21 protein-coding genes are annotated in these 23,566 nt (G+C 63.5%); 10 read left to right on the plus strand and 11 right to left on the minus strand.

All coding sequences use genetic code 11. From position 1 onward, the window contains the following. Both C515_RS20765 and C515_RS20770 read left to right on the plus strand, forming a co-directional pair. Positions 1 to 248 (plus strand): transposase (locus C515_RS20765; RefSeq protein ID WP_043649277.1); only part of this gene is annotated, 248 nt, incomplete at its 5' end. Between the two features lie 91 nt (positions 249 to 339). Continuing rightward, positions 340 to 1,095, plus strand: a complete 756-nt coding sequence (locus C515_RS20770) for a DUF418 domain-containing protein (protein ID WP_051304879.1) — start codon at positions 340 to 342, stop codon at positions 1,093 to 1,095. 162 nt (positions 1,096 to 1,257) lie between these two features. Here C515_RS20770 and nirD read toward each other — a convergent pair whose 3' ends face one another. The 5 genes from nirD to lplT all read right to left on the minus strand — a co-directional run bounded on the left by nirD (position 1,258) and on the right by lplT (position 10,311). Further along, positions 1,258 to 1,581 carry a nitrite reductase small subunit NirD gene (gene nirD, locus C515_RS0111815; RefSeq protein WP_028455707.1) on the minus strand — a complete coding sequence of 108 codons (324 nt, stop codon included), beginning with the start codon at positions 1,579 to 1,581 and terminating at the stop codon, positions 1,258 to 1,260. A gap of 117 nt (positions 1,582 to 1,698) precedes the next feature. Continuing rightward, entirely contained in the window at positions 1,699 to 4,248 is a 2,550-nt protein-coding gene (gene nirB / locus C515_RS0111820) for a nitrite reductase large subunit NirB (RefSeq protein WP_028455708.1), read from the minus strand. Positions 4,249 to 4,821: 573 nt separating this feature from the next. Next, positions 4,822 to 7,881: an efflux RND transporter permease subunit gene (locus tag C515_RS0111825; RefSeq protein WP_028455709.1), complete on the minus strand. Its 3,060-nt coding sequence runs from the start codon at positions 7,879 to 7,881 to the stop codon at positions 4,822 to 4,824. Beyond that, positions 7,878 to 9,026: an efflux RND transporter periplasmic adaptor subunit gene (locus C515_RS20775; RefSeq protein WP_081686924.1), complete on the minus strand. Its 1,149-nt coding sequence runs from the start codon at positions 9,024 to 9,026 to the stop codon at positions 7,878 to 7,880. The genes C515_RS0111825 and C515_RS20775 overlap by 4 nt, the downstream gene beginning before the upstream one ends. Further along, a complete protein-coding gene (gene lplT / locus C515_RS0111835; protein ID WP_028455710.1) occupies positions 9,019 to 10,311 on the minus strand; it encodes a lysophospholipid transporter LplT in 1,293 nt (430 codons plus the stop codon). The genes C515_RS20775 and lplT overlap by 8 nt, the downstream gene beginning before the upstream one ends. Before the next feature lie 220 nt (positions 10,312 to 10,531). Here lplT and C515_RS0111845 point away from each other — a divergent pair, with 220 nt between their 5' ends. After that, complete coding sequence (locus C515_RS0111845) at positions 10,532 to 11,398, plus strand: hypothetical protein (protein ID WP_028455711.1); 867 nt, start codon at positions 10,532 to 10,534, stop codon at positions 11,396 to 11,398. A gap of 256 nt (positions 11,399 to 11,654) precedes the next feature. Here the strand turns inward: C515_RS0111845 and C515_RS20780 are convergent, their stop codons facing one another. The 6 genes from C515_RS20780 to C515_RS0111880 all read right to left on the minus strand — a co-directional run bounded on the left by C515_RS20780 (position 11,655) and on the right by C515_RS0111880 (position 18,141). Next, complete coding sequence (locus C515_RS20780; RefSeq protein WP_245575028.1) at positions 11,655 to 12,428, minus strand: pseudouridine synthase; 774 nt, start codon at positions 12,426 to 12,428, stop codon at positions 11,655 to 11,657. A 662-nt stretch (positions 12,429 to 13,090) separates the two neighbouring features. Beyond that, the gene (locus C515_RS0111860) at positions 13,091 to 14,365 is read right to left on the minus strand and encodes a Y-family DNA polymerase (RefSeq protein ID WP_028455712.1); all 1,275 of its coding nucleotides are present in this window, start codon (positions 14,363 to 14,365) and stop codon (positions 13,091 to 13,093) included. Then, entirely contained in the window at positions 14,362 to 14,844 is a 483-nt protein-coding gene (locus C515_RS0111865) for a LexA family protein (RefSeq protein ID WP_245575029.1), read from the minus strand. The genes C515_RS0111860 and C515_RS0111865 overlap by 4 nt, the downstream gene beginning before the upstream one ends. A 346-nt stretch (positions 14,845 to 15,190) precedes the next feature. Next, a complete protein-coding gene (locus tag C515_RS0111870) occupies positions 15,191 to 16,558 on the minus strand; it encodes an NAD(P)(+) transhydrogenase (Re/Si-specific) subunit beta (protein WP_028455714.1) in 1,368 nt (455 codons plus the stop codon). A 2-nt stretch (positions 16,559 to 16,560) separates the two neighbouring features. Further along, a complete protein-coding gene (locus C515_RS0111875; protein WP_081686925.1) occupies positions 16,561 to 16,932 on the minus strand; it encodes a proton-translocating transhydrogenase family protein in 372 nt (123 codons plus the stop codon). 30 nt (positions 16,933 to 16,962) lie between these two features. Continuing rightward, complete coding sequence (locus tag C515_RS0111880; RefSeq protein WP_028455716.1) at positions 16,963 to 18,141, minus strand: Re/Si-specific NAD(P)(+) transhydrogenase subunit alpha; 1,179 nt, start codon at positions 18,139 to 18,141, stop codon at positions 16,963 to 16,965. A 203-nt stretch (positions 18,142 to 18,344) separates the two neighbouring features. Here C515_RS0111880 and C515_RS0111885 point away from each other — a divergent pair, with 203 nt between their 5' ends. From C515_RS0111885 to flgG, 7 genes are all read left to right on the plus strand, one after another. Continuing rightward, entirely contained in the window at positions 18,345 to 18,683 is a 339-nt protein-coding gene (locus C515_RS0111885) for a DUF2325 domain-containing protein (RefSeq protein WP_028455717.1), read from the plus strand. A 322-nt stretch (positions 18,684 to 19,005) separates the two neighbouring features. Further along, a complete protein-coding gene (flgB, locus tag C515_RS0111890; protein ID WP_028455718.1) occupies positions 19,006 to 19,419 on the plus strand; it encodes a flagellar basal body rod protein FlgB in 414 nt (137 codons plus the stop codon). Between the two features lie 10 nt (positions 19,420 to 19,429). Then, entirely contained in the window at positions 19,430 to 19,837 is a 408-nt protein-coding gene (gene flgC, locus C515_RS0111895; RefSeq protein WP_028455719.1) for a flagellar basal body rod protein FlgC, read from the plus strand. 21 nt (positions 19,838 to 19,858) lie between these two features. Then, positions 19,859 to 20,560 carry a flagellar hook assembly protein FlgD gene (locus C515_RS0111900; RefSeq protein WP_028455720.1) on the plus strand — a complete coding sequence of 234 codons (702 nt, stop codon included), beginning with the start codon at positions 19,859 to 19,861 and terminating at the stop codon, positions 20,558 to 20,560. A 14-nt stretch (positions 20,561 to 20,574) separates the two neighbouring features. Then, positions 20,575 to 21,975, plus strand: a complete 1,401-nt coding sequence (gene flgE / locus C515_RS0111905) for a flagellar hook protein FlgE (RefSeq protein ID WP_028455721.1) — start codon at positions 20,575 to 20,577, stop codon at positions 21,973 to 21,975. A gap of 19 nt (positions 21,976 to 21,994) precedes the next feature. Continuing rightward, entirely contained in the window at positions 21,995 to 22,735 is a 741-nt protein-coding gene (gene flgF, locus C515_RS0111910; protein WP_028455722.1) for a flagellar basal-body rod protein FlgF, read from the plus strand. A 40-nt stretch (positions 22,736 to 22,775) separates the two neighbouring features. Continuing rightward, positions 22,776 to 23,561 carry a flagellar basal-body rod protein FlgG gene (gene flgG / locus C515_RS0111915; protein ID WP_028455723.1) on the plus strand — a complete coding sequence of 262 codons (786 nt, stop codon included), beginning with the start codon at positions 22,776 to 22,778 and terminating at the stop codon, positions 23,559 to 23,561. The last annotated feature ends 5 nt before the right edge of the window (positions 23,562 to 23,566 follow it).

Here is a 23,566-nt window from a genome sequence, read left to right on the forward strand (position 1 = left end):
AACCGAAGGACTTGCCGGAGTTTTACTGGATCAACACCGTGCTCGGGAATGTCAAGATGACGCTCTCGGGCGCTTACCATGCGTTTGCCTTCGGCAAGTACGCTGATCGTTACCTGGCCGCCATCGCCTACCGTTTCAACCGCCGCTTCCGGCTGGATGCCTTGCCTGAACGCTTACTACTGGCGGTAGTGGCTTGCGGCCCAAAGACAGAATTGTGGCTACGTAAGAAAGCTGAGAGGGCTTGCTAATCAGGTTCTGTTTACCTATTCCCTGCTCGGTGCTGCGCTGCTCTGCCTGCGCGGCATTGCGCCCCGTACTGCGCTGAAACTCGCTCTGGGCTTGTGGCTGTTTACCGTGCTGGCCTGGGCCGCGCTTGCCGCACTGAGCAGCCTGGCCCCGCAAACGATGGATGTCGCCGCCCTCAATGCTCAGGCAAGCGCCGCCACCGCAGCCTATCAGGGGAGCCCGCAGGCCGTGATCGGGCAACACGTGCGCGACATCGAACAGGGCATCGCGCTGGTGTTGCTGCTGATACAGGCACCTTGCGCCTTTGCCTGCTTCCTGCTGGGTTTCGCGGCTGGCCAGTCCGGCTTTCTGAATCGCCTTGCCGCTGATCCGCTTCGTCTGCGCAGGGCGTTCTTCCGGATGCTCGCCCCGGGTTTGCTGGGGGCGCTGGCTTATGTGCACCTGGAGCGCCAGGCGACTACCGAGCATCAGGCCTTGTTTGCCCTGGCCATTGACCTCGCGACAGCACCCTTTCTCAGTGCCGCATGGGTGCTGGCCTTGCTGTGGAGTTTTCACACGGCCCGCGGCGCCCGCCTGGAAGCGGCGCTGGCGCCTGCCGGCCGCCATGCCTTGACGCACTACCTCGGACAATCCCTGATCGGCGCGCTGATTTTTACCGGCTGGGGGGCTGGCCAGATCGGTCTCTGGTCACCGCTGGCCATCCTGGCCTTGGCTGTGGCAGTCTGGTTGCTGCAACTCATCCTGTCCGGATTCTGGGTTTCCCGCTTCGCCTATGGCCCTGCGGAGTGGTTGCTGCGCTCGCTAACCCTTTGGCGCAAGCCGCGCTGGCGAATGCAAGCGGCAAGCTGAGACAGTTGCTCCGGCATACCCGCTAGCCAGTGTGCCTGCGGCCACTGCGAAAATTCCATGCGGGAAGCGCGCGGGCACAAAGCCGATGGCTGCTGGATGGCGGCAAACTGCGCTTAGCCATGCACCGGCTCGATGGTGCATCTTCACCATTGCCCATGCGCATCAGTTCTGGACTTCGATATGCCCCTCGCTGACCCGCACGGCATAGCTCGCCACCGAGTAATCGCGGTTTTCCAGGCACAGGCCGTCGCGCAGGCGAAAGCGCTGTTTTTTCAGCGGGCTGGCCACCCACAGCTCGCCCTGATGCTCGCAAATCAGCCCGCGCGAGAGCACGCTGGCTTCGGCGAAGGGGTCGATGTTGGCGATGGCGTAGACGGTGTCATCCGCATGCGGGCGGAAGATGGCGATCTGTGCATCGCCCACCAGCGCGCACACGCCGGTGCCGGGGACGATGGCGTCGAGTTCACAAACGGTAGTCCAGGTCATTATGTGCTTTCCATTTTTGAACCACAGAGGCACAGAGAACACAGAGAAGGGCAATAATTGCGCCAAATTTCTCCGGGTTTTCTCTGTGCACTCAGTGCCTCTGTGGTGAATCGGTTTTCAAACAGTTTCGACCGGCCTGATCGGGATGATCCTGCGTTCCGCCGGGCTGGCCGGGCGGTGCTGCTCGCGTGCGGGTACAAACGCGACGTTCGGATCATGCACCGGGCTGTTGATGAAGTGGGCGAAGCGGGCGTGCTGGCTTGTGTCTTCGACGGTCGCTTTCCACTCGCATTCGTATTTGGCGCGCACTTCGGTCATGTCGGCTTCCAGCTGCGCCCCCAGCCCGAGCTTGTCATCGACAATCACTTCGCGCAGGTAGTCGATGCCGCCGTCGAGGCTTTCCAGCCAGGTCGCGGTGCGCTGCAGCTTGTCGGCGGTTGACGCATAGAACATCAGGAAGCGGTCGAGATAGCGCAGCAGGGTTTCATGATCCAGGTCGGAGGCCAGCAGGTCGGCGTGGCGCGGCTTCACGCCGCCGTTGCCGCCGACAAACAGGTTCCAGCCGGCATCAGAAGCAATGATGCCGACGTCCTTGCCCTGGGCTTCGGCACATTCGCGGGTGCAGCCGGATACGCCGAATTTCATCTTGTGCGGTGTGCGGATGCCCTTGTAGCGGTGCTCCAGCTCGACGCCCAGGCCAACGCTATCCTGCACGCCAAAGCGGCACCAGGTGCTGCCGACACAGGTTTTCACCATGCGCAGCGACTTGCCGTAGGCCTGGCCGGTTTCAAAGCCGGCGTCGATCAGCCGGCGCCAGATTTCCGGCAGATCGCCCTTGTGCGCACCAAACAGACCAATGCGCTGTGCACCGGTAATCTTGGTATACAGCTGGAAGTCTTTCGCTACCTGGGCTACCGCCATTAACCCCTCGGGGGTAACTTCACCGCCGGCCATGCGCGGGATGACCGAATAGGTGCCGTCCTTCTGCATATTGCCAAGGAACACGTCGTTGGTGTCCTGCAGCGGGGTGTGCTCGGGCTTGAGGATGTAGTCGTTGTGTACCGTCGCCAGGATCGAGCCAACGGTCGGCTTGCACACCTCGCAGCCATAGCCGTGGCCGTGTTTCGCAATCACTTCGCCGAATGTCTTCAGGCCGCCGACTTTCACCAGGTGGAACAGCTCCTGGCGTGAGTGCGGGAAGTGCTCGCACAGGTGATTTTTCACCTCGATGCCCTGCTTGGCCAGCTCGGCATTGAGCACCTGGGCAATCAGTGGCACGCAGCCGCCGCAGCCGGTGCCGGCGCCGGTTTCCGCCTTGATCGCTGCCACCGTATGGCAGCCGGCGGCGACCGCATCGGCAATGCGCTGTTTGCTCACGTCAAAACAGGAGCAGATTACGGCCGAAGCGGGCAGTGCATCGACGCCCATCGCCGGCTTGGCGCCGGCATACGAAGGCAGGATCAGCGTATCCGGGTGTTCGGGCACCGGCAGATCGTTGAGCTTCATCTGCAGCAGTTGGCCGTAGTCGTCGACGTCGCCGACCAGCACCGCGCCGATCAGTTTCGTGCCATCGGGCGAGACGACGATTTTCTTGTAGATGCCCGCCTGGTCGTCCTGGAAGATGTAGTTGCGGCTGCCCGGCGTTCTGCCGTGCGCATCGCCGATGCTGCCGACCGACACGCCCAGCAGTTTCAGCTTGGCGCTCATGTCCGCGCCGGTGAAGTTCAATTCCTTGCGGCCAAGCAGGTGGTCGGCGGCGACCTGCGCCATCTTGTAGCCCGGCGCCACCAGGCCGAAATACTGGCCGTGCCACGACGCGCATTCACCAATCGCGTAGATGTCCGGATTGCTGGTCACGCACTGGTCGTTGATGACGATGCCGCCACGCTCGGACACAAACAGCCCGCTGTAGCGCGCCAGCGTGTCCTGCGGCCGGATGCCGGTGGAAAAGACGATCACATCGGTATCCAGCGTGCTGCCGTCGGCAAAGTTCAGCCGGTGCAGGCCGGTGCGCCCGCCGTGCATGGCGATGTTCACCGTATTGCGGCTGGTGTGTACCGACACGCCCAGCGAATTGATCTTGCGGCGCAGCATCTCGCCGCCCATGCGGTCCAGCTGCTCGGCCATCAGCACCGGCGCGTATTCGACCACGTGGGTATCCAGTCCCAGCGCCTTCAGCGCGCCGGCGGCTTCCAGCCCCAGCAAGCCACCGCCGATCACCACGCCGCTCTTGCCCTGCTTGGCGGCGGCTTCGATGGCGTTCAGGTCTTCGATGGTGCGGTAGACGTAGCATTCGTGGTGCGCGCTGCCGGCAATCGGCGGCACCCACGGTGACGAGCCGGTGGCCATCACCAGCTTGTCGTACGCCATTGTCTTGCCCTTGTTCGAGTGCACGAGCTTTTGCGCGGTATCGAGCTGCTTGACCGCCTCGCCGACCAGAACAGAAATGCCGTACTTCTCGAAAAAGCCTGGTTTGACCAGTGACAGGTCTTCGTCGGTGTGGTGCGAGAAATAGGAGGACAGGTGCACGCGGTCGTAGGCGACGCGCGGCTCGGCACAGAAGACGGTAATGTCGAAGGCGGCCGGGTTGCCTTTCTCGCACAGTTCCTCGAGAAAACGCTGGCCGACCATGCCGTTGCCGACGACGATAAGGCGGGTTTTTGCCATGCTGCATGCTCCATCCGGCAGGAAAACGGCCGGGAATGCAGTCATGCTAGGGGGGCGCCGCGTGCAAGAAATTGACCTCGGCCAAGGTCTGCGGCCAGCTTATGCGTCAGGACTAGTCCTTTCGGGCTAGCCGGGGCGCAGACTCACTCATGCCGCCACTTGATTGAAAATCCTTGTCAGCAAACCACAAGCTGATTAGGTAGCTACCTCAGCAAAGTACAATTCGTCATTCCCGCGAAAGCGGGAATCCAGCTGCAATGCCTGTTTGAGCGTCGCTCTGGATGCCGGCCTCGCCGGCATGACGAGTTGCAGCGCTGGCTACCTAATCAGGAACCACAAAGACCTATTGCACCACAGAGACACAGAGCGCACAGAGAACGCAAAACCCAGAGCAATGCCTATTGCCCCCGCTTTCTCTGTGTGCTCTGTGCCTCTGTGGTTGATTTGGTTTTTGCTGACAAGTCTTGCTAATCGGGTGTCGCCATGGCTGGCATGAGCGAGTCTGGCAGGAGGTGAAAATCCAGTTCTATGGGGGTATGTTCTGAAAGCCCTTTTCTTGAATGGGTTGTGGCCTTATACCTCTTGCAGTTTTTGCGTTTTGCCCAGCCGGTCAAAGGTCAGGTAGATCACCGGCGTGATGTAGAGCGTGATCAGCTGCGAGAAGATCAGCCCGCCCACCACGGTGACCCCCAGCGGCATGCGCAGTTCGGCCCCGGCGCCCAGGCCCAGCGCGATGGGCAGCGCGCCCACGATCGCTGTCAGTGTGGTCATCATGATGGGCCGGAAACGCTTGTGGCAGGCATCGCGGATCGCGGCTTCCGGAGTTGCGCCAGCCCGCTGCGCTTCCAGCGCGAAGTCGATCATCATGATCGCGTTTTTTTTCACGATGCCGACCAGCAGCAGTATCCCGATCATCGCGATAAAGCTGACCTCCAGCCCAGTGAGGCGCAGCGCCAGCAGCGCGCCCACCGCCGCCGACGGGATGCCCAGCAGGATGGTCACCGGATGGATCCAGCTTTCGTACAGCACGCCAAGGATCACGTAGATCACCGCGATGGCGATGGCGATCAGCCACAGCTGGCTGGTTTGCGAGGACTGGAACACGGCGGCTTCGCCGGCAAAGGCGCCGAACACCGAGGGCGGCAGACCGATGCTTGCGCTGGCGGCGCGAATGTCGGCCGCCGCATCCGACAGCGAGGCGCCATCGGCCAGGTTGAACGACAGCGTGATCGCCGGCAACTGGCCCTGGTGGTTGATCGTCGTCGCGGCAACCGTGCGCTCGATGCGCACGAAGCTCGACAGCGGAATGAGCGCGCCGGAGCTGCTGCGCACCTGCAGGCGGGCCAGGTCGCTTTCGTCGCGGCGGTCGCGGTCTTCCAGCTCCATGATCACCGAGTAGCTGTCCTGCGGCGCGTAGATGGTGCTGACCTTGCGCCCGCCATAGGCGGCGTACAGCGTGTCGCGCAGCGACTGCATGTCCACGCCCAGGAGCGCCGCCTTGTCGCGGTCGATGAAGAGCCGCGCCTGCAGGCCGCGCTTTTGCGAGTCCGAGCTGATGTCGGTGATGGCGCGACTGTTGCGCAGCTCGCGCTGCAGCTTCTCGACCCACTGGTCGAGCTCCGACGAATTCACCGATTGCAGCGTGTACTGGTATTTGCTGTTGCTGGTGCGCCCGCCGATGCTGAGGTTCTGCGTGGGGCGGAAGAACACGCTGAAGCCGGGTTCGCCGCCGGTGGCGCGGCGCAGGCTGGCGAGCACGCCTTCCATCTTGGCGCGCTCGCTGCGCGGTTTCAGCGTGATGAAGAGACGCCCGCTATTGCCCGAGCCGCCCAGGCTGGAGGCGACATAGGCGACATTCGGGTCCTGGCGCACGCGTTCGGCGATGCGCTGCTGCACCGTCAGCAGCGTGTCGTAGGCGACGTCCTCGGGGCCCTGCACGGTGGCCTGGATCTGGCCGATGTCTTCCTGCGGGAAAAAACCCTTGGGCGAAGCGATGTAAAGCCAGGCGGTCAGCCCGAAGGTGGCCACGGCGAGCAGCAGGATCCAGTTGCGGTGCGCGAGCGCGCGATCCAGCGTGCGCGTGTAGAGATTGAGCAGGCCGTTGAAGGCGTGCTCGGAGAAGCGGCTCCAGCGCGGTTCCGGCCCGGCGTGCGCATGGTCGCGGATAAAGCGCGGCACCAGCAGCGGAATCAGTGTCAGCGAGACAATCGCCGACATCAGTACGGCCAGCGATACCACCCAGGCAAATTCGTGGAACAGCCGGCCGACGGTGCCGGGCATGAAGAAGATGGGAATGAAGACGGCGACCAGCGACACCGAAATCGAAATGACGGTGAAGCCCACTTCCTTCGCGCCCTGCAGTGCGGCCTGTCGGGGGGGCATGCCGTCCTCGATGTGGCGCATGATGTTCTCCAGCACCACGATGGCATCGTCGACCACCAGGCCGACGGCGATGGTCAGCCCCATCAGCGAGATGTTGTTCAGGCTGAAATCCATCCACAGCATCAGCGCGAAGGTGCCCAGCAGCGAAATCGGCAGGCTCAGCGACGGAATCAGCGTCGCCGACATGCGCCGCAGGAAGAGCAGGATGACGAGAATGACGAGCGCGATGGTCAACAGCAGCGTCAGGTTCACATCGTGAATCGCTTCGCGGATCGATGCCGAGCGGTCGTTCACCTCGCGGATCTCGACCGAATCGGGCAGCTGCTCCTTCAGGCGCGGCAGGATGTCGCGGATTGCGTCGACGGTCGCCACCGTGTTGGCGCCGGGCTGGCGCTGAATCGCCAGGATGATCGAGCGCTCGCCGTTGATCCAGCTGCCGCTCTTGATGTTTTCCACGCTGTCCTCGACGCGCGCGATGTCCGAGAGGCGCACCGGCTGCTGGTCGCGTGTGGCGACGATCAGTTTGGCGAAGTCGGCGGCGCGCATCAGGTCGCTGCCGGTTTCCAGCGACAGCGTCTGGCGCGTGCCGTCGAGCTGGCCGATCGGCGTATTGGCGTTGGCCGTGCGCAGCGCGGCCGACAATTCGGCCAGCGTGATGTTCAGCGCGGCAAGGCGGTCCGGTCGCAGCTGGATGCGCACCGCGTAGCGCTTTTGCCCGAAGATCTGCACCTGGGCGACGCCCTTGATGGTCGAGAGCGCGGGCGCGATCAGGTTGTCCGAGTAGTCGTTGAGCTCTGCCAGGCTCAGCGATGGCGAATTCAGCGCGATCAGCAGGATGGCCGCATCTGCGGGATTCACCTTGCGGTACGACGGCGGGCTGGTCATGTCGTCGGGCAGCGAGCGGCTGGCGCGAAACAGCGCGGCCTGCACGTCGGCGGCTGCCGAGTCGATGTCGCGATCCGGGTCGAATTCCAGCGTCAGCGAGGTGCTGCCCTGCGTGCTGGAAGACGTAATCAGCGCCAGGCCCGGAATGGTGGAAAACTGCTTTTCCAGCGGCGTAGCGACCGAGGTGGCCATGGTTTCCGGGCTGGCGCCCGGCAGCGAGGCGGAGACCTGGATGGTTGGCGTGTCGTAGGTGGGCAGCGCGGCAATGGGCAGCTTGAACCAGGCCAGTACGCCGGCGATGCTCACCGCCAGCCACAGCAGAATGGTGGCGACCGGCCTTTGCAGGCAGATGGCGGAAATATTCATCGCGCAGCCCTCGCGGACTGGCTGGCGCCCGAGGCATTCTTGCCGGTGGCGCCCGCTTCCTGCACTTCGGCGCCGGGCCGCAGGTTCTGGCCGCCGTCACGCACGACCTTTTCGCCGCCGGCCAGGCCTTCGATGACCGCCAGCCTGTCCTGCAGGCGCAGGAGCGTCACCGGCTTGGCGCTGACGGTCTTGTCCGCCCCGACCAGATAGACAAAGCGGCCGTCGGGACCGGTCTGCACGGCTTCGGCCGGCAGCACGACGGCGTTCGGGGTAAGGCCGGCGCTGACGCTGACGCGCACGAACTGACCCGGCCAGAAAGCCTGCTCGGCGTTGGCAAAGCGCGCCTTCAGGCGAATGGTGCCGGTGGCGGGGTCAACGCTGTTGTCGATAAAGCTCAGCTCGCCCTGGCTGGGCACGCCGCCTGCCGTGCTGGCGGTGACGCCGACCTTGCCCTCCTTGCGGGCCTGCATCACGGTGGCGAGTTCGCGCTCGGGCAGCGAAAACTCGACGAGCACCGGGTCGAGCTGGCTGATGGTGACCAGTGCGGTGGCGGCATTTTGCTGGGCCAGCGAGCCGGTATGCACATCGACGCGCCCGGCCTTGCCGCTGATGGGGGAGGTGATGCGGGTGAAACCGAGCTGCACGCGTGCGGCATCGACATCCGCGCGGGCGGCGGCCAGCTGGGCGCGCAACGTGTCGGCCTTGCTGGCGGCGGTGTCCACCGCGCTGTCCGACAAAAAGCGCGCGGTGGCCAGTTCTTTGCTGCGTGCCAGGTTGCGCTCGGCTTCCCTGAGCTGCGCCTCGACCTGCTTCAGCTGTGCCTGCGCGCGCGCCAGTGCGGCTTCCTCGTCGGCGGCGTCCAGCGTGAACAGCAGCTGGCCGGCGCTGACGAGATCGCCCTCGCGGAAATGGATGCTGCGGATCGCACTGGTGAGCTGCGGGCGGATTTCCACCGTGTTGGCAGCAGTGACATGGCCTTCGGCCGCCAGCACGACCGGCAGGTCGCGACGCTCGACGATGACCGTGCTGACGGTCGCTGGCGGGCGGGCCTTCCTGTCCGCTGCGCCATCGCTTTTCTGGCAGGCGGTCAAAGAAAAGGCCAGCATCAAGCTGGCCGGAATGAGAGCAAGGGTTTGCTTAGTCATGCATGATTCCCGCCGCGACGCCCCGGCGGTAGCGTCGCTGAATATAGATCATGGTCGCGGCCACAAACAGGCCGAACCCGGTAATGATGATGTACATCGGCGGCATGCCGCTGGCTTTAAAGATCGTTTGCACAATCTCGGGTTCCCCGGCCGGCACTGGTGAGCTGAAATATTTCACCAGCAGCGCGTGCAGGCCCACCATGACCAGAATGCCGATGTTTTCGTTGAAGTTCTGCACGGCAATCGAATGGCCGGCCCCCATCAGCAGGTGGCCGCGGTGCTGCAGCATGGCGTTGAGCGGCACGACGAAAAAGCCCGACAGCACGCCGACGACGAACATCAGAACGGCTGCCAGCCAGTATTGGTTGACAAAGAGCATGATAATGACCAGCACACCCATCATGGTGCCGGCTGGCAGCACGCGAAACGCGCGCTTGAGCGGAATGTAATGCCCGGCCAGCACGGCGCCCGCAGCGATGCCCAGCGCCACCATGGCGACCAGCTGCGTGGCCTGCTGCATCGACAGGTGCAGCCAGATGATGGCCCAGTTCAGCACGACCAGGCGCATCGTCGCGCCCGCGCCCCAGAACAGCGTCGTCACGCCCAGCGACAGCTGGCCCTGCGGGTCCTGCCACAGCCGCTTCACGCAATGCCAGAATTCGCCGATCAGTCGCGCGGGCTGCAGCGTCAGCGGTTTGAGCACGACATTCAGGCGCGGCACATACATGTTTAGCCAGGCCGCGGCGAGGTAGAGCAGCACGATCAGTGCAATGGCGAATTCAGCGGCCGTGAAATACGGGGACAGGACCGTAAGCTGCAGCCAGGACGAGACCTGGGCGCCGGCCAGCATGCCCCCAAGCAGCGTGCCGAAGATGATGGCGCCGACGGTGGCGCCCTCCAGCCAGCCGTTGGCCGCGACCAGTTTTTCATGGGGCAGGTATTCGGTGATGATGCCGTACTTGGCCGGCGAATAGGCCGCAGCGCCAAAGCCCACCAGTGCGTAGGCCAGGATGGGCGGTGCGCCGACCAGCATGCCGACACAGCCGGCAAGCTTGATGCCGTTGCAGATCATCATGGCGCGCCCCTTGTGCATCGAGTCGGCAAAGGAGCCGGCAAAGGGCGCGAGCACCACATAGGAGACCGTGAAACACCACAGCAGCATCGACAGATGCCATTCCGGTGCATGTTGTTCTTTCAGCAAGGCCAGCGCCGCAAAGAACAGCGCATTGTCTGCCAGCGCAGACAGGAACTGCGCGCCCAGGATGATGAAGAAACCGCGATCCATTGTGCTCGGTCGGGGGAGTGGCGTTGCGGGGTTATACCACGAATTGTCAGCTGCAACATGCGCGTCATCATGACGTCGCGCAAAAGTCATCCGGATGCGTTTGTCCGCGTTTCCGCGCGCGCGTCCGTCGGCAAAAAACACGGCACGGCGCGCGCAATGCTGTACAAAGAGGAGTGCCTGTAAGTATTGTTGCCGACACCCAACGACGAGACCGACCCTCATGCCGATGCGCCGCTGCCTGAGTTTGCTGTTTGCCTGCTTCCTGACCTGCCCGCTGCTGGCGCAGGCCGCGATCGACGTGGCCGTGCCGCAGGATGTGCTGACCGATTACCGCGAGCTGGTCGCCGGGCGCAATCTAGACGAGATCCGCGACTACAGCGGCCCCGGCGCGCGCCGCGACACCGTGGAAATGATCCTCTTCCAGCAGGCATTGCGGCTGGGCGGCTTTGCCGAGGCGGTGAATTTCGTGCCGGTCGACAGCTATGTGCGCAATCTGGTCGAGGTCGAGCAGGGCCGCATTACCGCCACCGGTACCAGCGTCTGGGCCGCCGACATCAAGGACAGCCAGGCGCGGCTGTCCGAGCCGCTGATCCGCGAGGGCGAGTATGTCGTGGGCTTTTACACGCTGGCCGGCAGCAAGGTGCAGCAGGCCAGTCTCGACGAATTGCGCAAGCTGACGGTGGTGACCAACCGCGCGTGGAAGAACGACATCGCCACGCTGGAGGGCCTGGGCATCACCCGCGTCACCGACGCGCCGACCTTCACCATGATTGCCCGCATGATCAAGGGCGGACGCGGCGAATTCACCATGGCCTCGTTCAAGCCCACGCCGGACATGTCCTTCGAGGTCGACGGCATACGCCTCGCGCCAGTGCAGGGCCTGAAGGTGGCGATGCCGGGCAGCCGGCACTTCCTCGTGGCGCCCGGCGCGGTCGGCGACAAGGTCAACACTGCCCTCGCCAAGGGTCTGGCGCAGCTGCGCCGCGAGGGCCGCATCCGCCGCGCCTACACCGACGGCGGCTTTTTCAACCGCAAGGTCGACGGCTGGAAACTGGTCAACCCTGGTGCGTTCAAATCGGTTGATTGACAGGGTATTGCCATGCAGCCAAAAGGGCTGATTGCCTGTGGCTGGATAGGGTGTATGGTATCTGAGGGGTGAGGCCGGCGCAAGCCGGCCTCGGCGTATCGGCCCGGCCGGATACCTGCTGGACAAGCACCGAAAACCCTTCAACGCAGAGACGCAGAGGAAAGGCAGAATCTCTGCTGTTTTTCTCTGCGTTGGGTTTTGCCTTTGCCTTGGGCGAACGGCATTGCGGCCAATCCGGGCATTTCTGGCCGGGATGTCAGTCCTTGTCGGCCGGCTCGCCAGCCAGCGCCAGCGCGGCAGCGGCGCCGTCCTGCCAGGGCAGGCGGCGCAACAGCGCGGCAAACTCGTCGGCCAGCGGGCAGGCAAGCGCGATGCGCTCGCCGCTCGCCGGATGCGGGAAGGCGATGGCGGTGCACGCCAGCAGCAGGCGCTCGCTGCCGTATTCCTCGGTGAAGCGGCGGTTGTGCACGCCCTTGCCATAGGTCGCGTCGCCGATGATGGGGTGGCTGATGTGCTTCAGATGGCGACGCAGCTGGTGGCGACGGCCGGTGAGCGGATCGAGCTCGACCAGCGCGTAGCGGCTCGTCGGATAGCGGTCGATCTGCCAGGGCAGCTCGACCTTCGCCTGCGTGCGGTAGCGCGTCTGCGCGGGCTGTGCGCCGGTCGGGACCGGCCCGCCGTAGAGTTCCGCGTCGTCGAGCTTGCGCTCCAGCGCGTGGTCGATCAGCCCGCTGGCCGGCGGCCAGCCGCGCACCAGCGCATGGTAGGTCTTGTCGACCTGCTGCGCCTCGAAGGCCATCGCCAGAGCGCGGCCGGCCTCCGGCGTGAGGCCGAACAGCAGGATGCCCGACGTGCCCTTGTCGAGCCGGTGCGCCGGATAAACCCTGCGCCGCAGCTGATTACGCAGGATCTGCACGGCAAAGCGGGTTTCCCAGGCATCGAGGCTGGTGCGATGCACCAAGAGGCCGGAGGGCTTGTGGATGGCGACGAGGTGCTCGTCCTGGTAAAGAAGGGGGAGGATTTCGGGCATCGGCCGATTTTACGCCGGGGTGTCGGCGCTTGTCGTGCCGGCCGGGATGCGGAACAGCCAGCCGGCGTCGTGGCCATCGTGCGGGCTCATTGGCAAGACTTCTCAGCAAAACCCAAATTAACCACAGAGGCGCAGAGATCACAGAGAAAAGCGGGAGCAGCTCCTCTGCATTTTCAGGGCTTTGCTTCCTCTGTGGCCCACTGTCGCGAAAATAAGCTGGAGCCTGAGGTTTTTGCTCCATCCATCTTGTAAGGGGGGGCGCAGAGGAGGGGGTCTTCTTGCGTAAATCATATATGCCCGATTATGTCTCTCCTCCAGACAGTCCGAGCAACAAAGGCGTTGGTTAGGACGTTCTGCCCTGAAAGCCGCTGAGAAGCGCAGGTTTTCCGGGGTCAGGTGCGGGACGTGTTTGAGGGCGCAGCCCGAGTTGTCCCGCGCCCCCGGAAAAACGAGCATCGCAAGGTACCCCGCGCAGCGGGGCGGCTGACCGGGCGCGCCTTGGGGGTGTCGGGGGGCTTGGCAAGACAAGCCCCCTGACGTGTTGCCGGGCACACCCGGCATCGATACCCTGCGCCGCAGGCGCTGAAAATTCAACCAGTTTCAGGCGTTTTCCAGGATGTGCTTCCCGGTCAGCGCTTGCCCTTGCTTGCGTGTGTGCGGGTTCAGCGCGCGTGCGCGACCGGCAGTTCCTGCCAGTTGGTGGTCCAGCTCGGCGACAGGTGCTGGCGGCGCATTCCCCAGCCCGGCTCGGCGGGGCCGCTGCTGGCCAGGCGCAGCGTGCCGCGGCCGAAGCGCTGGTTGATGGCGTCGAGCGTGGCGTTGAGTCTGGCGCGGCGCAGCGGATCGCCCGCCTCGGGAAAGAGCTGGCCCTGCAGCGCATGCATGGGGGTCAGCTCGGTCAGCAGCACGGCCGCCTTGGCATAAGCGATGCCGGGGCGATACAGGCGTTGCAGGATGCGCAGCGCGGCGCTGGTGAGCTGCAGGGTGTCGGCGCTGGGCTCGGGCAGCGGCAGCAGCAGGTGGGCGCTGTAGCGCTCCGCATCGGGCCGGTTCGGGCTGCTGCGTATCGCCAGCGCCAGCGCGCCGCAGGCCGAGCGCTGGCGGCGCAGCTTCTCCGCCGCGCGCGCCACATAGGTGCTCACCGCCTCGGCCAGCTCGTCCTCGCGGTAGACCGGGCGGCCGAAGGAGCGGCTGCACAGGATCTGCTGCTTGTCCTGCGGCTGGTCCGCCAGCGTGAAGCAGCGCTGGCCGCGCAGTTCGAGCAAGATGCGTTCGAGATTGACGCCGAAACGCCGGCGCAGCAGCTCGGCATCGGCGTGCAGGAAATCCATGGTCGAGTGTATATGCATGGAGGCTAATTGTTGATTGAGCTTGCGGCCGATACCCCATAGCTTTTCCGCGGGAGTCTCGGTCAGCAGCCGCGCTTGCCGGGCTGGCGCCAGCCGGCTCCAGTCGCACACGCCGTGCATGTCGGCGTGTGTCTTGGCGAGGTGGTTGGCGAATTTGGCCAGCGTCTTGCTGGGCGAGATGCCGACGCAGACCGGCAGGCCGGTCGACTGCCGCACGGTCTGGCGGATTGTCGCGCCGAGTTGCGCCGGATCGCCGGGCAGGCCCGAGAGGTCGAGAAAGCATTCGTCGATCGAATACACCTCGGTGTGCGGCGCGAAGCGCGCGAGGATGGCCATCACCCGGTTGCTCATGTCGGCGTAGAGCGCGTAATTGCTGCTGTAGGCAATCACGCCGTGGCGGCGGGCGAGTTCCGTGCACTGATGCCAGGGTGCGGCCATGGGAATGCCGATGGCCTTGGCCTCGGCGCTGCGCGACACCACGCAGCCGTCGTTGTTCGACAGCACGACCACCGGCTTGCCCTCCAGCTTCGGCTCGAACACGCGCTGGCAGGACACATAGAAATTGTTGACGTCGACGAGCGCAATCATCGCGGCCGCATGATCCAGGCGGTGACCACGCCCCAGATGGCGATTTCCTGTCCTTCGCCGGCGACCAGCGGCAGGTAGGCCGGGTTTTCGGCGACCAGCGCCAGATGGCGGCCGCGCCGGAACAGGCGCTTGACGGTGAAATCGTTGTCGATGAGCGCCACGACGATGTCGTCGTGCACGGCCTGGCGCGTGCGGTCGACGACGAGCAGCGCGCCGTCCGGGATGCTGCGCGCCGGGTCGCTGCCGCACATGCTGTCGCCGCTGACGGCGAGGAAGAAGGTTGATTCCGGATCGCGCACCAGCAGGCGGTTGAGGTCGACGCGCTCGTCCGCCCAGTCCTCGGCGGGCGAGGGAAAGCCGGCCGGCACCAGCGTGTCGAGCCGGGGCAGGGCAAGCAGCGGCGGGCAAGGGTGGGCGCCTTGGGCGCGGGGCAGTTCCGGTGGCTGGCTGGGCATGATGCTGGCGCTGGCGAAGGTCATGCCGGTATTCTATAGAACGAAAGTTCTATTTGTGAAGCAGCAGATGACCGGTCAGTGTTGCCGCCCATGGCACTGGCCGCATTGCGTGTAGTGTGCCTGCTGATCGGCAAGGCTTCCCGGCTAAAGCCCGAATCCACCACAGAGGCACAGAGAACACAGAGATAAGCGGGAGCTCATCATCGGCATTTCTCAGGGTTTTGCTTCCTCTGTGCCCTCTGTGTCTCTGTGGTTCAATCGGTTTTTGTTGTTTGCCGAGAAGGGTTTCTAATCAGGAAAGAAGTTGTTGTCTTTCCTCTGCGTCTTTGCGTCTCTGCGTTGTAAGGTTTTTCCCAGCCGCTGCTGCGGATCAGTGCACCGCCTGCAGCATTTCCTCGACCACCTTCTTGGCGTCGCCGAAGACCATCATTGTGCGATCCATGTAGAAGAGATCGTTGTCGAGACCGGCGTAGCCGGCGCTCATCGAGCGCTTCACCACCATCACCGTGCGTGCCTTGTAGGCATCCAGAATCGGCATGCCGTAGATCGGGCTGGCCGGGTCGTTCTTGGCCGCCGGGTTGACGACGTCGTTGGCGCCGATCACCAGCGCCACGTCGGCGGTGCCGAATTCGCTGTTGATCTCCTCCATTTCGAACACCTTGTCGTAGGGCACCTCGGCCTCGGCCAGCAACACGTTCATGTGCCCCGGCATGCGCCCGGCGACCGGGTGAATCGCATAGCGGACATCGACGCCGCGTTCGCTCAAGAGGTCGGTCAGTTCCTGCAAAGCATGCTGCGCGCGCGATACCGCCAGGCCATAACCGGGAATGATGATGACCTTCTCGGCATTTTCCATCAGGAAGGCCGCATCGTCGGCCGAGCCCGAGCGGTAGTTTTTCTGCGCGCTGCCAGCCGGACCTGCCGTCGCCGCTTCCGCGCCGAAGCCGCCGAGCAGCACCGAGACGATGGAGCGGTTCATCGCCTTGCACATGATGTAGGACAGGATCGCCCCCGACGCGCCAACGCAGGCGCCGGCGATGATCAGCACCGGGTTTTCCAGCGTGAAGCCGATGCCGGCCGCGGCCCAGCCCGAGTAGGAGTTGAGCATGGACACGACCACCGGCATGTCCGCGCCGCCGATGGGGATGATCAGCGTCACGCCCAGCGCCAGTGCAATCGCCACCATCATCAGGAAGGCCGCCTGGCTCTCGGACAGGAAGTAGGTCATCCCGAAGCCGAGCATGGCGAGCGCCAGGATCAGGTTCAGCAGATGCTGGCCCTTGAAGTTGATCGCGCGGGCGCCGAATTTGCCCGAGAGCTTGCCGTAGGCAATGACCGAGGCGGTGAAGGTGATGGCACCGATGAAGGCACCGATGAAGAGCTCGATCTTCTGCACGCCGCTATGGCTGACACCAGCGTGATAGACGGCCGCAACCGCGATCAGCACGGCCGAGAGGCCGACCAGCGAGTGCATGGCGGCAACCAGCTCCGGCATCGCCGTCATGGCGACCGTGCGGGCCTTCCAGGCGCCGACAACAGCACCGGCGGCAATCGCGGCGACAATCAGCCAGATGACCGGCGAATCGGCGACAAAGAAGGTGGTCATGACGGCCAGTGCCATGCCAGTCATGCCGTAGAGGTTGCCGCGCCTTGCGGTGAGCGGGCTGGACAGGCCTCTTAGCGACAGGATGAACAGCACGGCCGAAACCAGATAGAGCAGGGCGAGTAGGTTTTGCATGATCATCCCCTTCCTTGTGCTTTTTCTTGAGCGTTCTTTTTCTTGAACATTTCGAGCATGCGCTGGGTCACCAGGAAGCCGCCGAAAATGTTGATGCTGGCAAGGAAAATCGCAATGGCGCCCAGCACGCTGGTGGGCGTGATCTGCTGGGCGTGGATGTCGACGACCTGCAGCATGGCGCCGACCACGATGATCCCGGAAATCGCGTTGGTGACGGCCATCAGCGGCGTGTGCAGCGCCGGGGTCACGTTCCAGACGACGTGGTAGCCGACGAAGATGGCCAGCACGAAAATCGTGAGCAGGCCGATAAACGGGTCGGTGCTCAGGCCATGGCTGGCCTGACTGACCGCGGAAGCAACAGCGGTTGCGGACATGGAATTCTCCCTTTCTTGTGATCAGGCTTGTCAGGCGGTCGCGTCGGCCGGCTCGGGCTGGCTGGCCGGGCTGGCTGGGATTTGCAGGTCGGCGGCGAGTGTCTGGCCGTCGGCGCAGATGCGGGTGGCGACGACGATTTCATCGTCCAGCTGCGGTGCGTAACGGCCGTCCTTGTCAGTCAGCAAACCCGTAAAGGTCAGCAGGTTGCGCGCATACATGGCCGACGCGTCCGCCGCGAGCAGCGCCGGCAGATTGCCGTGGCCAGCGATGATCACGCCGCTCTCACTGGTGATGACTTCATCCGCACGCGACAGCGGGCAGTTGCCGCCGGTGTCGACCGCCAGATCGACGATCACGCTGCCGGGCCTCATCTGCGCCACGGTGTCTGCCGTCACCAGCACGGGCGCGGCCTTGCCGGGAATCTGCGCGGTGGCGATGACGATGTCGGCCTGGGTGGCATGCTTGGCGATCAGCGCGCTCTGGCGGGCCTGATAATCCGCCGACATCTCGCGTGCATAGCCGCCCAGATTTTCCAGTGACGCCTTTTCTTCGGCGCTCAGCTCAACCTCGACAAACTTCGCGCCCAGCGACTCGACCTGTTCGCGCGTGGCGGGGCGCACGTCGAAGACTTCGACGACCGCGCCGAGGCGCTTGGCGGTGGCGATCGCCTGCAGGCCGGCGACACCGGCGCCCAGGATCAGCACCTTCGCCGGTTTGACGCTGCCGGCGGCCGTCATGAACATGGGCATGAAGCGCGGATAGTATTGGGTGGCCAGCAGTACGGCGCGGTAGCCGGCAATATTTGCCTGTGAGGACAGGATATCCATGGCCTGGGCCCGGGTGATGCGCGGGATGCGCTCCAGCGCATAGGCGCTGATGCGTTTCTGGTTCAGCTCGGCAAAACAGGGGTAGCGCCAGGCGTCGAAATGCGCGAGCACCGCGCAGCCTGCGGGCAGCGCGGCGATTTCGGCGGCGGCGGGCGGGCGTACCTTCATCACCAGCGTGGCGCCGGCAACGGTGGCGGCAAAATCGTCGCACAGCGTGGCGCCGGCGGCGCTGAAATGGTCGTCCGGGATGGCGGCCCAGTGCCCGGCGCCGCGTTCGACGGCGATCTGGTGGCCGGCGGCGATCAGTTTCCTGACCGTGTCCGGGGTGGCGGCGACGCGGCGTTCACCCGGGCTGTGTTCGGTGGGTATGGCGATCAGCATGATGGCGATCCTGATGGCATTGAATGTCGGGTGCGGGTATTAGCGCACCAATGGCCATCGCAAACTTTGACGTGACACAACGCCGACGCCGGTTTGTCAGGGTTTTGCCCTACCCGCCGCCGATTTCACACAAATGCAATTGATAACGATTATCGTTTGATGTATCGTGAGCGCATCTCTCCTTTCGATACAGGTAATCCACGATGAATGCCTATCTGGTTGGCGCTGATGTACTGGGCAATATTCCCGATCTGCTCGCGCAGCGCGGCATCCGCATCCAGCACCATGTGTCCGGGCGCAATGTCGCGCACCAGCGCCGCCCCGCCTCGCTGCGTGGCGCCGATCTGCTGATCCTCTTCACCGATTTCCTCAGTCACAATGTGATGCGCGCCTACCGCGAGCTGGCGCAGGAAGAGCAGATCCGCTTCGTCGCCTGCCGCCGCTCGGTCTGTGCGCTGTCGCAATCGCTCGACAAGCTCGAATGTTCGACTCCGGCCGCCAAGGCCTGCGAAAGCTGCCCGAAGCGCAAGAACAGGCACTGATGCTCGCGCCGTACCCACCGCTGCGTTCGCGGCAGTGCCAGCGAAACGGCAGGCAGGGAGCGCAGCGGCGCGGCCATGACAATGTCATGCAGTAATTCCATTGGGTATTGGCTTGTGACCTTTTCATATAAAAGGCTTCAAGCCAATACGGCATGATGTATCTGAAAAAGGCGGCGTGCCAGATGCCGCCTTTTTGCGTTTGCGGGGGTGGAAGACTGGTCGCAGAGCGCGCGCGGCACGAGCTGCTTGCATTCGCGTCATGGAGATTCTGCAGGTTGGCATGAATCCTGCTTGATAAGCGGCGGGAACCCGGAGACGATTCATGCTTGCCCAACTCAGCACCTATTTCCAGCCGCAGGAAACCGCCCTCAAGCTCGCCGCATATCGCCAGGAAGTGCTGGCGTCGAATATCGCCAATGCCGACACGCCGGGCTACAAGGCGCGCGATTTTGATTTCGGCAAGGCCTACGTCGCCGCGCGCGCCGTGCAAAGGGCTGGCGGCAACGAGGTGCTGGCGCGTACCGACTCCCGGCATCTGCAGCCGTCCCGGCGGATTGATCCGCTGCAGCCGGAGTTGGGTTACCGCAATCCGCAGCAGCCCTCGATCGATGGCAACACCGTCGACATGAACAATGAAATGAGCGAGTTCTCGCAGAATGCGCTGCGCTACCAGGCCGCGCTGACCTTCTTCCAGCGCCGCGTCGAAGGCATGCGCACCGCGCTGACCGGGCAATAAGGGGTAAGAAATGTTCCGCGTTTTTGATATTGCATCCTCCGCCGTGCATGCCCAGTCGGCCCGCCTGAATGCGGTGGCCAGCAATCTGGCCAATGCCGAATCGGTGACCAGCTCCAATGGTCAGCCTTACCGCGCCAAGCAGGTGGTGTTCCAGGCTGCGCCAGTTGGTGCGGCGGGCAAATCCGGCGTCGGCGTGAAGGTGGCGGGCGTCATCGAAGACCAGGCGCCGCCGAAGCTCAGCTACGAGCCGCACAACCCGCTGGCCGATGCCAATGGCTATGTGGCGCGCCCGAATGTCGATGTGGTCGAGGAAATGACCAATATGATCTCGGCCTCGCGCTCCTACCAGATCAATGTCGATGTCATGAATACCGCCAAAACCCTGCTGATGCGCACCATCGCCATCGGCCAGTCCTGAGCGTTTTAAGGAGAACTCATCATGGCGACCGCAACGGCCAGTGTTTCGAACCAGTTTGACTACAGCGCGCTCAACGGGGCGAATTCCAAGAAGAAATCCGACATCGAGCAGCAGCAGGACCGTTTCCTCAAGCTGCTGGTCAAGCAGCTGCAAAGCCAGGATCCGATGAATCCGATGGATAGTGCGGAAACCACTTCGCAGATGGCGCAGATCAATACCGTGACCGGCATCGAGAAGCTGAACCAGACCATGGGCACGATGATGTCGCTGTATGCCGGTACGCAGGTGATGCAGGCGGCAGGCCTGATCGGCAAGGAAGTGCTGTCGCCCGGCAAGGAATTCCATTTTGACGGCAAGAGTGCCGAGCTGCGGCTTGAAGCTCCGGCGGCGCTCAAGAGCGCAACGCTCACCATCAGCGACAAGAACGGCAAGGCCGTGGCCACCATTCCGTATGGCGCCTTGCCGCCCGGCGGCAAGGCCATCGAGTGGGATGGCAAGAAAGCCGATGGCTCCGTGTTGCCGGCCGGTGACTATACGGTGACGGCCAAGGGCGTGCAGGCCGAGGATGGCAAGGAAATTGCTTTGACCATGCAAACCTGGCAGGCCGTGAAGTCGGTCGAGTTTGGCGCCAATGGCGTGGTTGCCCTGCTGGCCAATGGCGGCAAGGCCGATTTTGGCAGCATTGTACAAATTCAGGACGGCAAGAAAGCCGTTGCAGCGTAATTCAGGAGTAAATCATGGGCTTCCAGCAAGGTCTTTCCGGCTTGAATGTTTCGTCCAAGAATCTGGATGTGATCGGCAATAATGTGGCGAATGCCCAGACGGTCGGCTTCAAGGGTTCGCGTGGCGAATTCGCCGACATTTACGCCGCCACCTTCGGTACCGCCGCCAATGTGGCCGGTATCGGTGCCAAGGTCACCAACATCGCCCAGCAGTTTGCGCAGGGCAATCTGACCACCACCAATAATCCGCTGGATATCGCCATTTCCGGAAATGGCTTTTTCCGCATGCAGGACACGACCGGTTCGATCAGTTACACGCGCAACGGCCAGTTCCAGCTCAACAAGGATGGCTATATCGTCAACAATGGCCAGTATCTGACCGGCTGGCCGGTTGACCAGAGCAGTGGTCTGGTGCTGGCCGGCAGCAATCCGCTGCCCATCCAGCTGCAGTTTTCCAATATCGGCGCGCAGGAAACCGGGGGTTCTGGCGTGAGCGGTGCTGGCCTTGATCTGGGGGTCAACCTGAATGCTCAGGATAAGGTCATCAATGATGTATCCAATGCCAACCCTGGGCCCGCATTCTCGTACACCGATCCAACCACCTACAACTACTCCACCTCGGCCACTGTGTACGATTCGCTGGGCGTGGCGCATACCCAGACCATGTATTTTCGCAAGCAGGATCCGGGGGCGACGGTGCCCGGACCTGGCGCGGTCAATACCTGGGATGTGTATTACTCGGTGGATGGCAAGCCGGTAAACCTGGACGGTACGCTGGCCGACCCGACGGGGGTGCCACCGGTGCCGCTCAATGCGCTGGTCGGGACGCTGAGTTTTGACGGCAATGGCCGTTACGTAGATTACACCTCGAATATTGCGGCCGCGCCGGTTGCGCCGGAATTGCCGATCAGCGCCAATGCCGGTGATGACTGGCTGTATGTGCAGACCGGGGCGCTGAACAATGGCTCGAACGGCTTGAGCTTTCAGCTTTACTTTGACAAGTCCACCCAGTTTGGCAGCCCCTATAACGTTAACTCTCTGGCGCAGGATGGCTATACCGACGGTATTCTGACCGGTATTTCGGTGAGCAAGGAAGGCGTGGTGCAGGGGCGTTATTCCAACGGTGAAACCCGCGATGTGGCCCAGGTGGTGCTGTCGACCTTCACCAATCCGCAGGGCTTGCAGCCGGTGGGTGACAATCGTTGGGTGGAGTCGTATTCCTCCGGCCAGCCGCTGGTCAATGCGCCGGGCACGGGCAGTACCGGCCTGCTGCAGTCGGCGACGCTGGAAGATGCCAACGTCGACCTGACCAGCGAGCTGGTCAACCTGATTACGGCCCAGCGCAATTATCAGGCCAATGCCCAGACGATCAAGGCGCAGGACACCATCATGCAGACCCTGATCAATATCCGCTAACCACTAGGCGCGCAACTTCATGGATCGTCTGCTCTATGTGTCGATGACCGGTGCCAAGCACGCGCAGCTGCGTCAGGCCACCGTGTCGCACAATCTGGCCAATGTCGGCACCACGGGGTTTCGCGCCGATCTGGCGGCCTTTCGCGCCGTGCCGGTGATTGGTGGTCCCGGCCATGCCACTCGCGCGTATGCGGTCGAGCAGAGCACTGGTTCAAACTTCAGCCAGGGGCCGTTCCAGATTACCGGGCGCGAGCTGGATGTGGCGGTAAAGGGCGAGGGCTGGATTGCGGTACAGACGCCGACCGGTGAGGCCTATACCCGCAACGGTCATTTCGATATCGATGCGACCGGCATGCTGAAGACGCTGGATGGCCAGCCGGTGCTGGGCGAAACCGGGCCGCTGCTGGTGCCGGAAAATACCCGCCCCAGCATCGCGCCGGATGGCACCGTGAGCGCGATTGCTCTGGATAATCCGACGCAAGCGGTCGAAATTGGCCGCATTCGCCTGGTGCGCGCCGACGCGGCCGAATTGCAGAAGGGCAATGATGGCCTGTTCCGTTTGCGCAATGGCGAGCCCGCCGAGGCTGATGCGACGGTCAGCCTGACCGTGGGTGGCCTGGAGGGCAGCAATGTCAATGCCGTGGAAGAGCTGGTGAGCATGATTTCGACCCAGCGCCATTACGATTTGCAGATCCGCATGATGCAGACCGCCGACCAGAATGCACGCGCCGCGTCGCAGCTGCTGTCGATGAACGGCTGATCGCGGCTCATTTGAAGAATACCGAGAAGGAAACAGCATCATGATGCGTTCGTTGTGGACTGGCAAAACCGGCATGGATGCCATGCAGATGAATGTTGACGTGATTTCGCACAACCTCGCGAACGTCAACACCACCGGTTACAAGCGCGAACGCGCCGTATTTGAAGACCTGCTGTACCAGAACCTGCGTCAGCCCGGTGGGGCGACCAGCCAGCAGACCCAGCTGCCCACCGGTCTGCAGATCGGTACCGGCTCCCGCGTGGTTGCCACCAGTCGCGCCTTCATGCAGGGCGGCCTGCAGGCGACCGAGGGCCCGCTGGATCTGGCCATCAATGGTCAGGGCTTTTTCCAGATCGCCATGCCGGATGGCACGACGGCCTACACGCGCGATGGCACCTTCGAGGTCGACAGCCAGGGCAATGTGGTGACCTCCAGCGGTTACGCATTGCAGCCGGCGCTGCAGGTGCCGCAGGGTACGACCCAGCTGACGGTGGGCAAGGACGGCACGGTCACCGCCATCATCAACAATGACTCGGCTGCGCCGGTGCAGCTGGGCAACATCCAGCTGGCCACCTTCATCAACCCGCCCGGCCTGCAGGCTGTGGGTGAAAACCTGTTCCTGGAAACGGCCGCCAGCGGTGCGCCGACGGTCGGTCAGCCGGGGACCAATGGGCTGGGCGCCATCAACCAGGGGTATATTGAGACCTCCAACGTCAATGTGACCGAAGAGCTGATCAACATGATCCAGGCGCAGCGCGCCTACGAGCTCAACTCGCGTTCCGTGCGTACCTCCGATGAAATGCTGCAGAAACTGACCCAGTTGTAATTCGC

Origin of the sequence: Chitinilyticum litopenaei DSM 21440 (assembly GCF_000428145.1) — a bacterium.
GTDB classification, from domain to species: domain Bacteria; phylum Pseudomonadota; class Gammaproteobacteria; order Burkholderiales; family Chitinibacteraceae; genus Chitinilyticum; species Chitinilyticum litopenaei.